The organism is Kocuria sediminis (assembly GCF_009735315.1).
Classification (GTDB): Bacteria; Actinomycetota; Actinomycetes; order Actinomycetales; family Micrococcaceae; genus Kocuria; species Kocuria turfanensis.
The window spans coordinates 403,168-417,083 of the sequence record NZ_WOGU01000002.1 but is presented as its reverse complement, the minus strand read 5'-3'; the positions used below and the strand labels follow the sequence as shown (position 1 = coordinate 417,083).

Below are 13,916 nucleotides of genomic sequence, written 5' to 3'. Positions count from 1 at the left end.
GTTACTTGGCCTCCTCGACCTTGACCAGGTGGGCGACGGTGTTGACCATGCCCGCGGTCACGCCGTCGGCCTTGCGGACCACGACGTTGCCCGGCCGCTTGAGGCCGAGGGACCGCAGGGTGTCCCGCATGTTCTGCTTCTGGCCGACCACCGAGCGGATCTGCGTGATGCGCAGCTCCGCCCCGTCGGGCTGGATACGCTTGCCGGACATCAGGCACCTGCCTTCTGGATCGAGCGCAGCAGCGGACCGGGGACGACCTCGTCGATCGGCAGCCCACGACGGGCCGCGACGGCCGCCGGCTCCTCGAGCTGACGGAGCGCCTCGATCGTTGCGTGCACGATGTTGATCTGGTTCGACGAGCCGAGGGACTTCGACAGCACGTCGTGGATGCCGGCGCACTCGAGCACGGCACGGACCGGGCCACCGGCGATCACGCCGGTACCGGGGGTCGCCGGACGGAGCATGACGACGCCGGCAGCGGCCTCGCCCTGCACACGGTGCGGGATGGTGCGGTCCTCGATGCGCGGGACGCGGAAGAAGTTCTTCTTCGCCTCCTCGACACCCTTGGAGATCGCGGCCGGCACCTCCTTGGCCTTGCCGTAGCCGACACCGACCATGCCGTTGCCGTCGCCGACGACGACCAGCGCGGTGAAGCTGAAGCGACGACCGCCCTTGACGACCTTGGAGACGCGGTTGATGGTCACGACGCGCTCGAGGAACTTGTCCTTCTCCTCCTCGCGCCCGCCACGGCCGCCACGGCCGCCGCGCTCGCCACGGCCCCCGCGCTCACCGCGGCCGCCGCGCTCGCCACGGCCCCCGCGGTCGCCGCGGGAGTCCTGGGAGCGGTTGGCCTCGGTGGTCTGCTGGGCCCCGGTCGCCTCCGTGGAGGCAGTGCTCGCTTCGGTCACCTGGGTTTCCTTCTCGTTGTTCTGCTCGCTCACAGTGCCAGACCTCCTTCGCGGGCGCCGTCGGCGACAGCCGCCACGCGACCGTGGTACTTGTTGCCGCCGCGGTCGAACACGACGGCCTCGACACCGGCGGCCTTGGCGCGCTCGGCCACGAGCTCACCCACGCGCTTGGCCTTGGCGGTCTTGTCCGCCTCGGCACCGCGCAGATCGGCCTCCATGGTGGACGCCGAGGCGACGGTGACACCCTTGGTGTCGTCGACGACCTGGACGAACACGTGGCGGGCCGAGCGGTTGACGACCAGGCGCGGGCGGGCGGCCGTGCCCGCCAGGTGCTTGCGCACCCGGACGTGGCGGCGGCTGCGCGCGGCGGCCTTGGACTTGCCCTTGATCTTCAGAGCCATGATTACTTACCAGCCTTTCCGGCCTTGCGGCGGATCTGCTCGCCGGCGTACCGCACGCCCTTGCCCTTGTAGGGCTCGGGGGCGCGCAGCTTGCGGATCTTCGCGGCGACCTCGCCGACCTGCTGCTTGTCGATGCCGTTGACCGAGAGCTTGTTGACACCCTCGACGGTGAACGAGATGCCGTCCGGGGCCTTGAAGGTGATCGGGTGGCTGTAGCCGAGCGCGAACTCGAGGTCCTGGCCCTTGGCCTGCACGCGGTAACCGGTGCCGACGATCTCGATGCCCTTGGTGTAGCCCTGGGTGACGCCCTGGATCATGTTGGCGATCAGGGTGCGGGTGAGCCCGTGCAGCGAACGGGACTCGCGCTCGTCGTTGGGGCGGGTGACGGTGAGGGTGCTGTCCTCGAGCGCGACGGTGATCGGGCTGGCAACGGTGTGCTGCAGCTCGCCCTTGGCGCCCTTGACGGAGACGACGTTGCCGTCGATCTTGATCTCCACACCGGCCGGCACAGAGATGGGGAGACGTCCGATACGTGACATGTTCTCTTCCTTTCTGTTCCGGGTTACCAGACGTACGCGAGGACTTCGCCGCCCACGCCCTTCTTCGCGGCCTGCTTGTCGGTCAGCAGCCCGGAGGAGGTGGACAGGATGGCGATGCCCAGGCCGCCCAGGACCTTGGGGAGGTTGGTGGACTTGGCGTAGACGCGCAGGCCCGGCTTGGAGATGCGACGGACGCCCGCGATGGAGCGCTCCCGGTTGGGACCGAACTTCAGGGACAGCGTCAGGGTCTTGCCGACCTCGGCCGCCTCTTCCTTGTAGTCCGCGATGTAGCCCTCGGTCTTGAGGATGTCCGCGACCCGGGCCTTGAGCTTCGAGTACGGCATGCTCACGGAGTCGTGGTAGGCGGAGTTGGCGTTGCGCAGACGCGTCAGCATGTCCGCGACAGGATCTGTCATTGTCATTTTGGGGGCACGTGCCCTTCCTCGTCCCGGTTTCCGCCGGCGCCGTGCGGCGCGCGAGCAGACCTGGAACGTAGCGAGATTAGTTGGTCTTGAAGGGGAAGCCGAGCGCCTTCAGCAGCGCGCGGCCCTCGTCGTCGGTCTTCGCGGTGGTGACCACCGTGATGTCCATGCCGCGGACGCGGTCGATGCGGTCCTGGTCGATCTCGTGGAACATCGACTGCTCGGTCAGGCCGAAGGTGTAGTTGCCGTTGCCGTCGAACTGGCGGTCGGACAGACCGCGGAAGTCGCGGATGCGCGGCAGCGCCAGGGTGACGAGGCGGTCGAGGAACTCCCACATGCGGTCGCCGCGCAGCGTGGTGTGCGCGCCGATCGGCATGCCCTCGCGCAGCTTGAACTGCGCGATGGACTTCTTCGCCCGGGTCACGAGCGGCTTCTGGCCGGTGATCGCGGTGAGGTCGCGGACCGCGCCGTCGATCAGCTTCGAGTCCTTGGCGGCGTCACCGACGCCCATGTTCACGACGACCTTGACGACGCGCGGGATCTCCATGACGTTGCCGTAGCCGAACTGCTCCTGCAGCGCGGGGACGACGGTCTCGCGGTACTTGTCCTTGAAGCGCGGGGACACGCTGATCTCGGTGGTTTCGCTCATCACAGATCCTTGCCGGTGCTCTTGGAGACGCGGACACGGACGGTCTTCTGGCGTCCGTCGCGCTCCACGGTCTCGGTGCGGTAGCCGATGCGGGTCGGCTTGTTGGTCTCCGGGTCCACGAAGGCCACGTTGGACACGTGGATCGGGGCCTCGACCTTCTCGATGCCGCCGGCTTCGCCCTGCATGGAGGCCTTGCGGTGGCGGGTGACCACGTTGACGCCCTCGACGAGCACGCGGGAGGTCTCGGGGAACACGCGCAGGACCTTGCCCTGCTTGCCCTTGTTGTCCTTGTTGCCGGAGATGACCTGCACCAGGTCGCCGGTCTTGATCTTGAACTTCGCCATGGTCAGAGCACCTCCGGGGCCAGCGAGATGATCTTCATGAACTTCTTGTCGCGCAGCTCGCGGCCCACGGGGCCGAAGATGCGAGTACCACGGGGGTCCCCGTCGTTCTTCAGGATCACTGCGGCGTTCTCGTCGAACTTGATGTAGGAACCGTCCGGACGACGGCGCTCCTTCTTGGTGCGGACGATGACGGCCTTGACGACGTCGCCCTTCTTCACGTTGCCGCCGGGGATCGCGTCCTTGACGGTGGCGACGATGATGTCGCCGATGCCTGCGTAGCGACGTCCGGATCCACCGAGAACACGGATGGTGAGGATTTCCTTCGCACCCGTGTTGTCGGCGACCTTCAGTCGCGACTCCTGCTGAATCACTGATTACTCCTGTCGTCACGCCGGTTCCAACACCGATCGAGAGCACGGTGCGGGCCTTGCGGAACAGCTTGTCGGATGATGTGCCCTCCCCCGGCGTCGCACGCCGGACCGGGCCCAGCCCTCCATGCCAGGAGCATCTGAACCCGCCACCAGGCGGCGCGGAGGCGCCCTGCACGCGGTCATTATGCGCTGGCACGAAGAGCTGTGGGGCGTACGGGCAGACGAAAAACGCCCATACAAGCTCACCAGCTTAGCACAGGCGCCGCAGCGCTCGGGCCGCCGGGGAACGACGGCGGCCCGCCCCTCGCACGGAGGGACGGGCCGTCGCCGCGGTGGCCGGCTCGGGAGAGCCGGACCGGACTACTTCGCCTTCTCGATGATCTCCACGATCCGCCACCGCTTGGAGGCGGACAGCGGGCGGGTCTCGGTGATCAGCACGAGGTCGCCGACGCCGGCGGCGTTCTGCTCGTCGTGGGCCTTGACCTTCGACGACCGGCGGATGACCTTGCCGTACAGGGCGTGCTTGACGTTGTCCTGCAGCTGCACGACGACGGTCTTGTCCATCTTGTCGGAGACCACGTAGCCGCGGCGGCTCTTGCGGTCACCGCGCTCGGGGGCCTGCTCGGCCCCGTTGTTGATCTGCTCGGTCACTTGGCGTCCTCCTCGGAGGTGGTCTCGGCGGTGGTCTCGGCGGAGCCCGCCTGGGGCCGGATGCCGAGCTCGCGCTCGCGCAGCACCGTGTAGATGCGGGCGATGTCGCGCTTGACCGCCTTCAGGCGGGCGTTGTTCTCGAGCTGGCCGGTTGCGGACTGGAAACGGAGGTTGAACAGCTCCGTCTTGGCCTTGCGCAGCGCCTCACCCAGAGAGTCCTTGTCGAGGGCCGCGAGGTTCTCGATGCTCAGATCCTTGGATCCAACAGCCATTCTCATTCACCACCTTCGCGACGCACGATGCGTGCCTTCATCGGGAGCTTGTGGATCGCCAGGCGCAGGGCCTCGCGGGCGACCTCTTCGGAGACACCGGAGAGCTCGAACATCACGCGCCCGGGCTTGACGTTCGCGACCCACCACTCGGGCGAGCCCTTGCCGGAGCCCATGCGGGTCTCGGCGGGCTTCTTGGTCAGGGGACGGTCCGGGTAGATGTTGATCCAGACCTTGCCGCCACGCTTGATGTGGCGGGTCATGGCGATACGTGCGGCCTCGATCTGACGGTTCGTCACGTAGGCCGGCGTGAGCGCCTGGATGCCCCACTCGCCGAAGGCGACGGTGGTGCCGCCCTTGGCGGCGCCCGTGCGCTTCGGGTGGTGCTGCTTGCGGAACTTCACACGACGTGGGATGAGCATTTAGTTACCACCCTCTGCGTTGGTCGCCCCCGCGGCCGGGGCCTGGGAGGCGGGGGCGGAGTCGCCGCGCTCACGGCGTCCGCCACGGTCGTTACGGTCGGTGCGACGACGGTCGCCGCCGCCACCACGACGCTCACCCGGACCGCCGCGGCGGTCACGGTCGCCACCACGGCCGCGCGACGGAGCGGCGGCCTGCTGGGCCGCCAGTTCCTTGGCGGTGAGGTCGCCCTTGTAGATCCAGACCTTCACGCCGATGCGGCCGAAGGTGGTCTTCGCCTCGAAGAAGCCGTAGTCGATGTTCGCGCGCAGGGTGTGCAGGGGCACGCGGCCTTCGCGGTAGAACTCCGAGCGGCTCATCTCGGCGCCGCCGAGGCGGCCGGCGCACTGGATCCGGATGCCCTTGGCGCCGGCGCGCTGCGCCGACTGGATGGCCTTCTTCATGGCGCGGCGGAAGGCCACGCGGGAGGCGAGCTGCTCGGCGACGCCCTGGGCGACCAGCTGGGCGTCCACCTCGGGGTTCTTGACCTCGAGGATGTTCAGCTGGATCTGCTTGCCCGTGAGCTTCTCGAGCTCGCCGCGGATGCGGTCGGCCTCGGCGCCGCGGCGGCCGATGACGATGCCGGGGCGGGCGGTGTGGATGTCCACGCGCACCCGGTCCCGGGTCCGCTCGATCTCGACCTTCGAGATGCCGGCGCGCTCCATGCCCGTGGACATGAGCTTGCGGATCTTGATGTCCTCACGGACGTAGTCCTTGTACCGCTGGCCCTCCTTGGTGGAGTCCGCGTACCAGTGCGACACGTGGTCGGTGGTGATGCCCAGCCGGAACCCGTGCGGGTTGATCTTCTGTCCCACTTAGCGGACCTCCTCGCTGTCAGGGCTCGCCACGATCACGGTGATGTGGCTCGTGCGCTTGTTGATGCGGTAGGCGCGGCCCTGGGCGCGCGGCTGGAACCGCTTCATGGTCGGACCCTCGTCGACGAAGGCCTCGCTCACCACGAGCTCGTCCTCCTTGAACGGCAGGCCGTCGCGGTCGGCCAGCTGGCGCGCGTTGGCGACCGCCGACTGGAGGACCTTGAACACCGGCTCCGAAGCGCCCTGGGGGGCGAACTTCAGAATCGCCAGAGCCTCATTCGCCTGTTGGCCACGAATCAGGTTGACGACGCGCCGGGCCTTCATAGGCGTCACGCGGATGTAGCGCGCAGATGCCTTGGCTTCCATTGCTTTCCTTCTCTCGTCTTCTCGAAGTGCTCACGCTGCGGGATCCCGGAGGATCAGCGGCGCTTGCCCTTCTTGTCGTCCTTCACATGGCCGCGGAAGGTCCGCGTGGGAGCGAACTCGCCGAGCTTGTGCCCGACCATCGACTCGGTGATGAACACGGGGATGTGCTTGCGTCCGTCGTGCACGGCGATCGTGTGCCCCAGCATGTCGGGGATGATCATCGAGCGGCGGGACCACGTCTTGATGACGTTCTTGGTGCCCTTGTCGTTCTCCTTGGCGACCTTCAGGAAAAGGTGCTGATCGACGAAAGGGCCCTTCTTCAGGCTGCGTGGCATGTGTCAGGCTCCTTAGCGCTTGTTCTTGCCGGTGCGACGACGGCGGACGATGAGCTTGTCGCTCTCCTTGTTGGGGCGGCGGGTGCGGCCCTCGGGCTTGCCGTTCGGGTTGACCGGGTGGCGGCCACCGGAGGTCTTGCCCTCGCCACCACCGTGCGGGTGGTCGACGGGGTTCATGACCACACCACGGACGGTCGGGCGGACGCCCTTCCAGCGGTTGCGGCCGGCCTTGCCCCAGTTGATGTTCGACTGCTCGGCGTTGCCGACCTCGCCGACCGTCGCGCGGCAGCGGACGTCGACGTTGCGGATCTCGCCGGAGGGCAGGCGCAGCTGGCCGTACTTGCCCTCCTTGGCCACGAGCTGCACCGACGCGCCGGCGGAGCGGGCGAGCTTGGCGCCGCCGCCCGGACGGAGCTCGACGGCGTGGATCACGGTGCCGACGGGGATGTTGCGCAGCGGGAGGTTGTTGCCGGGCTTGATGTCGGCGCCGGGGCCCGACTCGACGACGTCGCCCTGCGACAGCTTGTTGGGCGCGATGATGTAGCGCTTGGAGCCGTCCACGAAGTGCAGCAGCGCGATGCGCGCCGTGCGGTTGGGGTCGTACTCGATGTGCGCGACCTTGGCGTCGACGCCGTCCTTGTCGTGGCGACGGAAGTCGATGACGCGGTACTGGCGCTTGTGCCCGCCACCCTTGTGCCGGGTGGTGATGCGGCCGGTGTTGTTGCGACCGCCCTTCTTGGGCAACGGCCGGACCAGCGACTTCTCGGGGGTCGTGCGCGTGATTTCTGCGAAGTCGGCAACGGAGGAGCCGCGACGGCCCGGGGTTGTCGGCTTGTGCTTACGGATAGCCATGTGTCAGTTCCTCGTTAAAGTGGTCTCCGCTCAGGCGAGCGGACCGCCGAAGATGTCGATGGTGCCTTCCTTCAGGGTCACAACGGCACGCTTGGTGCCCTTGCGCTGACCCCAGCCGAAGCGCGTGCGCTTCCGCTTCCCGGCACGGTTGATGGTGTTCACGGTCTCGACCTTGACGCCGAAGATCTGCTCCACGGCGTACTTGATCTCCGTCTTGTTCGAGTCGGGCGCCACGAAGAACGTGTAGCGGCCCTCGTCGATGAGACCGTAGGACTTCTCCGAGACGACGGGTGCAATGATGACGTCGCGGGGATCCTTGATGGTGGTCGCGCTCACTTGGCGTCCTCCTGCTTCTTCTTGCCGGCGGCCGCCACGAAGGACTCGAAGGCGTCCTTGGTGAAGACCACGTCGTCGGAGACCAGCACGTCGTAGGTGTTGAGCTGGTCGGCGTAGACGGTGTGGACGTCGTCGAGGTTGCGCACCGAGAGCGCGGCCACGTCGTCGTTGCGGTGGAGCACGACCAGCAGGTTCTTCCGGTCGGTGAGCCCGCGCAGGGTCGCCATGGCGCCCTTGGTGCTCGGGACGGCGCCCTCGACGACGGCCTCCACCACGTGGATGCGGCCGTTGCGCGCCCGGTCCGAGAGGGCCCCGCGCAGGGCGGCGGCCTTCATCTTCTTGGGCGTGCGCTGGCTGTAGTCGCGCGGGGTCGGCCCGTGCACCACGCCGCCGCCGGTCATGTGCGGGGCGCGGATCGAGCCCTGGCGCGCGCGGCCGGTGCCCTTCTGCTTGAAGGGCTTGCGGCCGGCACCGGAGACCTCGGCGCGGTTCTTGGTCTTGTGCGTGCCCTGGCGGGCCGCGGCCAGCTGAGCGACGACGACCTGGTGCAGCAGCGGCACGTTGGTCTGGACGTCGAAGATCTCGGCGGGCAGGTCGACGTTGACGGTCTGAGTTGCCATGGTGTCAGGCTCCCTTCACTGCGGTGCGGACGAGGACGACCGAACCCTTGGGGCCCGGCAGGGCGCCCTTGATGAGCAGCAGGGAGTTCTCGGCGTCCACGGCGTGAACGGTGAGGTTCTGGGTCGTGTGCCGCGCGTTGCCCATGCGGCCCGCCATGCGCATGCCCTTGAACACGCGAGCGGGGTAGGACGCGCCGCCGATGGATCCCGGCTTGCGGTGGTTCTTGTGGGCACCGTGGGAGGCGCCGACGCCGGAGAAGCCGTGACGCTTCATCACACCGGCCGTGCCCTTGCCCTTGGTGGTGCCGATGACGTCGACCTTCTGGCCGGCCTCGAAGATCTCGACGGAGAGCTCCTGGCCGAGCTCGTACGACTCGGCGTCGGCCGTGCGCAGCTCGACGACGTGGCGGCGGGGGGTCACGCCGGCCTTCTCGAAGTGACCGGCGAGCGGCTTGGTCACCTTGCGGGGGTCGATCGCACCGAACCCGATCTGCACGGCCGAGTAGCCGTCACGGTCCTGGTTGCGCAGCTGGGTCACGACGTTGGAGTCCGCCTTGACGACGGTCACCGGCACGAACTTCCCGTTCTCGTCCCAGACCTGGGTCATGCCGAGCTTCGTGCCCAGCAGGCCCTTCACCTGGCGTTCGAAAGTGGTAGTCATTGGGATGCGATCCTCTTTACAGCTTGATTTCGATGTTCACGTCAGCCGGCAGGTCGAGGCGCATGAGCGAGTCGACGGCCTTCGGCGTGGGGTCGATGATGTCGATCAGCCGCTTGTGGGTGCGCATCTCGAAGTGCTCACGGCTGTCCTTGTACTTGTGCGGCGAGCGGATGACGCAGTACACGTTCTTCTCCGTGGGCAGCGGCACGGGGCCGACCACCGTGGCGCCTGCGCGCGTCACCGTCTCAACGATCTTCCGGGCCGAGACGTCGATGACCTCGTGGTCGTACGACTTCAGCCGGATGCGGATTTTCTGTCCCGCCATGGCGTCGTGACTCTCTTTCTTGAAGTACTTCCCTGTGACGGAGCATGTGCTCCTTGTGCATGGCGCCGCCTGCTGGGCGCCCCTCCACGCAGACTGAATCCGGAATCCTCCGGGTTCCTCACCCTGCTGGAGCTCCGACCCCCGAACTCGGGCGTGTCGCCGCGTGCAGCACACGCGGGCGCACCGAATCCGCTGAACGGGGTGGGCTGTATGTGGTCCGTACGTGGCAGCGTCTCGGGCAGCTGGCCCTCGGTTCTGCTTCGGGTCCCGACGACTTCTCGGGTGGTGCCGGTTCGAACCGCTGAGAGCACACGTCGGCGCTTGAACAACGTCGTCCATCCTGCCAGAGATGGGCACCCGGTGCAAACGCACGCGCCCGCCGGGTGCCGCCGGCCGCCCCGCGTACCGGCGGCCCCGCGTACCCGACTGTGCCGCAACCGTGAGGTTTCCGCGACCCGCGCCGGCGGGGCCGGCCGTATCCTGGCCGTGTCCGCGCACCGACGTCCGGGGAGATGGGTCCCATGCTGTCCACCACGCGACTGGTCGCGATCGTGCCCGTGCGGGACCTCGACCGCGCCCGGAACTTCTACGAGCAGACCCTCGGCCTCTCCCCCGGGAGCACCCCCGAGCCGGAGGGCGTGCTGTTCAGCGAGGACGGGCACACCGGCCTGCAGCTGCTGCTGCGCCCGGACGCGCCCGTGTCCGAGCTGACGCAGGCCAGCTTCGAGGTGCCCGACGTGGGGGCCGCGGTCCGGGAGCTCGAGGGCCGGGGCGTGCGCTTCGAGGACTACGACCTCCCCGGCCTGCGGACCGTGGACCACATCGCCACCACGGAGGGAATGCGGGCCGCCTGGTTCACCGACTCCGAGGGCAACGTCCTGTGCCTGCACGAACGCACCGGCTGAACCGGCCCCGGACATGGCAGGACCCCCCGCCGCTGCGCGAGCGACGGGGGGTCCTGCTGATCGGCAAGGAGCCCGGAGGGACTACTTGATGATCTTGGTGACGCGGCCGGAGCCCACGGTGCGGCCACCCTCACGGATGGCGAAGCCGAGGCCCTCCTCCATGGCGATCGGCTGGATCAGCGCGACCGTCATCTCGGTGTTGTCGCCGGGCATGACCATCTCGGTGCCCTCGGGCAGCGTGATGACGCCGGTGACGTCGGTGGTCCGGAAGTAGAACTGCGGACGGTAGTTCGAGTAGAACGGGTTGTGACGGCCGCCCTCCTCCTTGGAGAGGATGTAGACGTTCGCCTCGAAGTCGGTGTGCGGGGTGATGGAACCCGGCTTGCACACGACCTGGCCGCGCTCGACGTCGTCACGCTTGAGACCGCGCAGCAGCAGACCGCAGTTCTCGCCCGCCATGGCCTCGTCCATCTGCTTGTGGAACATCTCGATGCCGGTGACGGTGGTCTTCTGGACCGGGCGGATGCCGACGATCTCGACCTCGGAGTTGATCGGCAGCGTGCCACGCTCGGCACGGCCGGTCACCACGGTGCCGCGACCGGTGATCGTGAAGACGTCCTCGATGGGCATGAGGAACGGCTTGTCCATCTCCCGGACGGGGTCCGGCACGTTCTCGTCGACGGCCTCCATGAGCTCCTCGATCTTGGCGACCCACTCGGCGTCGCCCTCGAGGGCCTTCAGGGCGGAGACGCGCACGACCGGCGCGTTGTCGCCGTCGAAGCCCTGGTCGGAGAGGAGCTCGCGCACCTCCATCTCGACGAGGTCCAGCAGCTCCTCGTCGTCGACCATGTCGGACTTGTTCAGGGCCACCAGCAGGTAGGGCACGCCCACCTGGCGGGCGAGCAGCACGTGCTCGCGGGTCTGGGCCATGGGGCCGTCGGTGGCGGCGACCACGAGGATGGCGCCGTCCATCTGGGCCGCACCGGTGATCATGTTCTTGACGTAGTCGGCGTGGCCCGGGGCGTCCACGTGAGCGTAGTGACGCTTCTCCGTCTGGTACTCGATGTGCGCGATGTTGATCGTGATGCCGCGCTGCTTCTCCTCCGGGGCGGAGTCGATGGCGCCGAAGTCGCGCTGCTCGTTCAGGTCCGGGTACTTGTCCGCCAGGACCTTGGAGATGGCAGCCGTGAGCGTCGTCTTGCCGTGGTCGACGTGGCCGATGGTGCCGATGTTGACGTGCGGCTTGGTGCGCTCGAACTTGGCCTTCGCCATGGTTGTTCCTCCTAGAACATTTGTCGAAACTTGCTCAGCACTACCCCACCGGGTGTTGGTCGGGGGGAGCTGAGGCACTCAGCAGTACTGAAACCTCTGCAAGTCTACTTTGGCTGTGCGTGATTGATGAAATTCCCGGCCGGGGCCGAGGGGGTGGTGCCTACTCGCCGCGGTTCTTCTGCACGATCTCCTCGGCGACGGCCTTCGGGACCTCCGAGTAGCTGTCGAACTGCATCGAGTACACGGCGCGGCCCTGGGTCTTGGACCGGAGGTCGCCGATGTAGCCGAACATCTCGGACAGCGGCACGAGGGCGCTGACCAGCTTGACGCCGCTGACGTCCTCCATGGACTGGATCTGGCCGCGGCGGGAGTTCAGGTCGCCGATGACCTCGCCCATGTACTCCTCGGGGGTGCGCACCTCGACCGCCATGAGCGGCTCGAGGAGCACGGGCTGCGCCTTGCGGGCACCCTCCTTGAAGACCATGGAGCCGGCGATCTTGAACGCCATCTCGGAGGAGTCGACGTCGTGGTAGGCGCCGTCCAGCAGCGTGGCCTTGACGCCCACGACCGGGTAGCCGGCGAGGATGCCGAGCCGCATGGCGTCCTGGATGCCCGCGTCCACGGAGGGGATGTACTCGCGGGGCACGCGACCGCCCGTGACCTTGTTGTCGAACTCGTAGAGCTCCTCGGCGTCCAGCGGGATCGGCTCGAAGGCCACCTGCACCTTGGCGAACTGACCGGATCCACCGGTCTGCTTCTTGTGCGTGTAGTCGATCTTCTCGACGGCCTTCTTGATCGTCTCGCGGTAGGCCACCTGGGGCTTGCCGACGTTGGCCTCGACCTTGAACTCGCGCTTCATGCGGTCCACCAGGATGTCCAGGTGGAGCTCGCCCATGCCGCCGATCTCGGTCTGGCCGGTCTCCTCGTTGAGGGACACGGTGAACGTGGGGTCCTCGGCGGAGAGCTTCTGGATCGCGACGGAGAGCTTCTCCTGGTCGCCCTTGGTCTTCGGCTCGATGGCCACCGAGATGACCGGGTCCGGGAAGGACATGGACTCGAGCACGATCGGGTTCTGGATGTCGCACAGGGTGTCGCCCGTGGTGGTGTCCTTGAGCCCGATGGCGGCGTAGATGTGGCCGGCCTGGATGGTGTCGACCGGGTTCTCCTTGTTGGAGTGCATCTGGAACAGCTTGCCGATGCGCTCCTTCTTGCCCTTGGTGGAGTTCAGCACCTGGTCGCCGTTGCCGGCCTTGCCGGAGTACACGCGGATGTAGGTCAGCTGCCCGTAGAAGGGGTGGGTGGCGACCTTGAACGCGAGCGCGGAGAACGGCGCGGTCGAGTCGACCGGGCGGGTGAGGATCTCCTCCTCGTCGTTGAGCGCGTGGCCCTCGACGTTCGGCACGTCCAGCGGGGACGGCAGGAAGTCGATCACGGCGTCGAGCATCGGCTGCACGCCGCGGTTCTTGAACGCGGAGCCGCACAGCACGGGGTAGGCCTGCGAGTTGATGGTCAGCTTGCGGATGCCGGCCTTCAGCTCGTCGAGGGTCAGCTCCTCGCCGCCGAGGTACTTCTCCATCAGGTCGTCGTCGGCCTCGGCCACGGCCTCGACCAGCTCGTTGCGGTACTGCTCGGCCTTCTCCTGGAGATCGGCGGGGATGTCCTCGATCTCGTACTTGGCGCCCATGGAGACGTCGCCCTTGGAGTCGCCGGGCCACACGAAGGCCTTCATGGTGAGCAGGTCGACCACGCCGGTGAAGGCGGACTCGGAGCCGATCGGCAGCTGCATGACCAGCGGCTTGGCGCCGAGGCGGTTGATGATGGTGTCGACGGTGAAGTAGAAGTCGGCGCCCAGCTTGTCCATCTTGTTGACGAAGCAGATGCGGGGGACGTCGTACTTGTCGGCCTGGCGCCAGACCGTCTCCGACTGGGGCTCGACGCCCTCCTTGCCGTCGAAGACGGCGACGGCGCCGTCGAGCACGCGCAGGGAGCGCTCGACCTCGACCGTGAAGTCCACGTGGCCGGGGGTGTCGATGATGTTGATCTGGTTGTCGTGCCAGTAGCAGGACGTCGCGGCCGACGTGATGGTGATGCCGCGCTCCTGCTCCTGCGCCATCCAGTCCATGGTGGAGGCACCATCGTGGGTCTCGCCGATCTTGTGGGAGATACCGGTGTAGAACAGGATGCGTTCGGTGGTGGTGGTCTTCCCGGCATCGATGTGGGCCATGATGCCGATGTTGCGGACCTTCTTGAGGTCGGTAAGCACGTCAAGTGCCACGGTGTTTCCCTTCAGGAGATGGTGCCGGCGGCCTGTCGGCCCGGTGGGGCCGACAGGCCGAAGAAGATTCTACCAGCGGTAGTGGGCGAAGGCCTTGTTGGACTCCGCCATCTTGTGGGTGTCCTCGCGGCGCTTCACGG

Annotated in this window: 22 protein-coding genes and 1 pseudogene; 1 reads left to right on the top strand and 22 read right to left on the bottom strand. The window is 67.4% G+C overall.

Annotated features, from left to right (window positions below):
- Position 1: 1 nt before the first annotated feature.
- The 19 genes from rpmD to rpsJ all read right to left on the bottom strand — a co-directional run bounded on the left by rpmD (position 2) and on the right by rpsJ (position 9,324).
- Positions 2-211 carry a 50S ribosomal protein L30 gene (gene rpmD, locus GMA12_RS04185; RefSeq protein WP_047804314.1) on the bottom strand — a complete coding sequence of 70 codons (210 nt, stop codon included), beginning with the start codon at positions 209-211 and terminating at the stop codon, positions 2-4.
- Positions 211-942 carry a 30S ribosomal protein S5 gene (rpsE, locus tag GMA12_RS04180; RefSeq protein ID WP_047804315.1) on the bottom strand — a complete coding sequence of 244 codons (732 nt, stop codon included), beginning with the start codon at positions 940-942 and terminating at the stop codon, positions 211-213. The genes rpmD and rpsE overlap by 1 nt, the downstream gene beginning before the upstream one ends.
- Positions 939-1,310: a 50S ribosomal protein L18 gene (rplR, locus tag GMA12_RS04175; protein ID WP_062734952.1), complete on the bottom strand. Its 372-nt coding sequence runs from the start codon at positions 1,308-1,310 to the stop codon at positions 939-941. The genes rpsE and rplR overlap by 4 nt, the downstream gene beginning before the upstream one ends.
- Positions 1,311-1,312: 2 nt before the next feature.
- The gene (gene rplF, locus GMA12_RS04170; RefSeq protein ID WP_062734953.1) at positions 1,313-1,849 is read right to left on the bottom strand and encodes a 50S ribosomal protein L6; all 537 of its coding nucleotides are present in this window, start codon (positions 1,847-1,849) and stop codon (positions 1,313-1,315) included.
- Between the two features lie 23 nt (positions 1,850-1,872).
- The gene (gene rpsH / locus GMA12_RS04165) at positions 1,873-2,271 is read right to left on the bottom strand and encodes a 30S ribosomal protein S8 (RefSeq protein WP_047804318.1); all 399 of its coding nucleotides are present in this window, start codon (positions 2,269-2,271) and stop codon (positions 1,873-1,875) included.
- Between the two features lie 79 nt (positions 2,272-2,350).
- Positions 2,351-2,920 (bottom strand): 50S ribosomal protein L5, encoded by a 570-nt coding sequence (gene rplE, locus GMA12_RS04160; protein WP_047804319.1) that lies wholly within the window; start codon positions 2,918-2,920, stop codon positions 2,351-2,353.
- Entirely contained in the window at positions 2,920-3,264 is a 345-nt protein-coding gene (gene rplX / locus GMA12_RS04155) for a 50S ribosomal protein L24 (RefSeq protein WP_156267358.1), read from the bottom strand. The genes rplE and rplX overlap by 1 nt, the downstream gene beginning before the upstream one ends.
- 2 nt (positions 3,265-3,266) lie before the next feature.
- Positions 3,267-3,635, bottom strand: coding sequence for a 50S ribosomal protein L14 (gene rplN, locus GMA12_RS04150; RefSeq protein WP_017833306.1), 369 nt, complete (start codon positions 3,633-3,635; stop codon positions 3,267-3,269).
- A 360-nt stretch (positions 3,636-3,995) separates the two neighbouring features.
- Entirely contained in the window at positions 3,996-4,286 is a 291-nt protein-coding gene (gene rpsQ / locus GMA12_RS04145) for a 30S ribosomal protein S17 (protein WP_162459452.1), read from the bottom strand.
- Positions 4,283-4,558 carry a 50S ribosomal protein L29 gene (gene rpmC / locus GMA12_RS04140; RefSeq protein ID WP_047803928.1) on the bottom strand — a complete coding sequence of 92 codons (276 nt, stop codon included), beginning with the start codon at positions 4,556-4,558 and terminating at the stop codon, positions 4,283-4,285. Before rpmC ends, rpsQ begins: the two co-directional genes overlap by 4 nt.
- A gap of 2 nt (positions 4,559-4,560) precedes the next feature.
- Positions 4,561-4,977, bottom strand: a complete 417-nt coding sequence (rplP, locus tag GMA12_RS04135; RefSeq protein WP_047803927.1) for a 50S ribosomal protein L16 — start codon at positions 4,975-4,977, stop codon at positions 4,561-4,563.
- The gene (gene rpsC / locus GMA12_RS04130; protein ID WP_162459451.1) at positions 4,978-5,829 is read right to left on the bottom strand and encodes a 30S ribosomal protein S3; all 852 of its coding nucleotides are present in this window, start codon (positions 5,827-5,829) and stop codon (positions 4,978-4,980) included.
- Positions 5,830-6,195: a 50S ribosomal protein L22 gene (gene rplV / locus GMA12_RS04125; protein ID WP_047803925.1), complete on the bottom strand. Its 366-nt coding sequence runs from the start codon at positions 6,193-6,195 to the stop codon at positions 5,830-5,832.
- Positions 6,196-6,248: 53 nt separating this feature from the next.
- Complete coding sequence (rpsS, locus tag GMA12_RS04120) at positions 6,249-6,530, bottom strand: 30S ribosomal protein S19 (protein WP_047803924.1); 282 nt, start codon at positions 6,528-6,530, stop codon at positions 6,249-6,251.
- Positions 6,531-6,542: 12 nt separating this feature from the next.
- Positions 6,543-7,382, bottom strand: a complete 840-nt coding sequence (rplB, locus tag GMA12_RS04115; protein WP_017833299.1) for a 50S ribosomal protein L2 — start codon at positions 7,380-7,382, stop codon at positions 6,543-6,545.
- 30 nt (positions 7,383-7,412) lie between these two features.
- Positions 7,413-7,718, bottom strand: a complete 306-nt coding sequence (rplW, locus tag GMA12_RS04110) for a 50S ribosomal protein L23 (RefSeq protein WP_047803923.1) — start codon at positions 7,716-7,718, stop codon at positions 7,413-7,415.
- A complete protein-coding gene (gene rplD, locus GMA12_RS04105) occupies positions 7,715-8,338 on the bottom strand; it encodes a 50S ribosomal protein L4 (protein ID WP_156267356.1) in 624 nt (207 codons plus the stop codon). The genes rplW and rplD overlap by 4 nt, the downstream gene beginning before the upstream one ends.
- 4 nt (positions 8,339-8,342) lie before the next feature.
- A complete protein-coding gene (gene rplC, locus GMA12_RS04100; protein ID WP_156267354.1) occupies positions 8,343-8,999 on the bottom strand; it encodes a 50S ribosomal protein L3 in 657 nt (218 codons plus the stop codon).
- Positions 9,000-9,015: 16 nt separating this feature from the next.
- Positions 9,016-9,324 (bottom strand): 30S ribosomal protein S10, encoded by a 309-nt coding sequence (gene rpsJ / locus GMA12_RS04095; RefSeq protein WP_003803825.1) that lies wholly within the window; start codon positions 9,322-9,324, stop codon positions 9,016-9,018.
- Between the two features lie 521 nt (positions 9,325-9,845).
- On the opposite strand from rpsJ, the gene GMA12_RS04090 reads away from it, so the two are divergent.
- Entirely contained in the window at positions 9,846-10,229 is a 384-nt protein-coding gene (locus GMA12_RS04090) for a VOC family protein (RefSeq protein ID WP_156267352.1), read from the top strand.
- An 81-nt stretch (positions 10,230-10,310) separates the two neighbouring features.
- Here GMA12_RS04090 and tuf read toward each other — a convergent pair whose 3' ends face one another.
- The 3 genes and pseudogenes from tuf to GMA12_RS18730 form a co-directional block, all read right to left on the bottom strand.
- Complete coding sequence (tuf, locus tag GMA12_RS04085; RefSeq protein WP_156267350.1) at positions 10,311-11,501, bottom strand: elongation factor Tu; 1,191 nt, start codon at positions 11,499-11,501, stop codon at positions 10,311-10,313.
- A 160-nt stretch (positions 11,502-11,661) separates the two neighbouring features.
- Positions 11,662-13,776 carry an elongation factor G gene (fusA, locus tag GMA12_RS04080; protein ID WP_162459450.1) on the bottom strand — a complete coding sequence of 705 codons (2,115 nt, stop codon included), beginning with the start codon at positions 13,774-13,776 and terminating at the stop codon, positions 11,662-11,664.
- Positions 13,777-13,845: 69 nt separating this feature from the next.
- Positions 13,846-13,916: pseudogene (locus GMA12_RS18730) on the bottom strand (30S ribosomal protein S7); the annotation flags it as partial.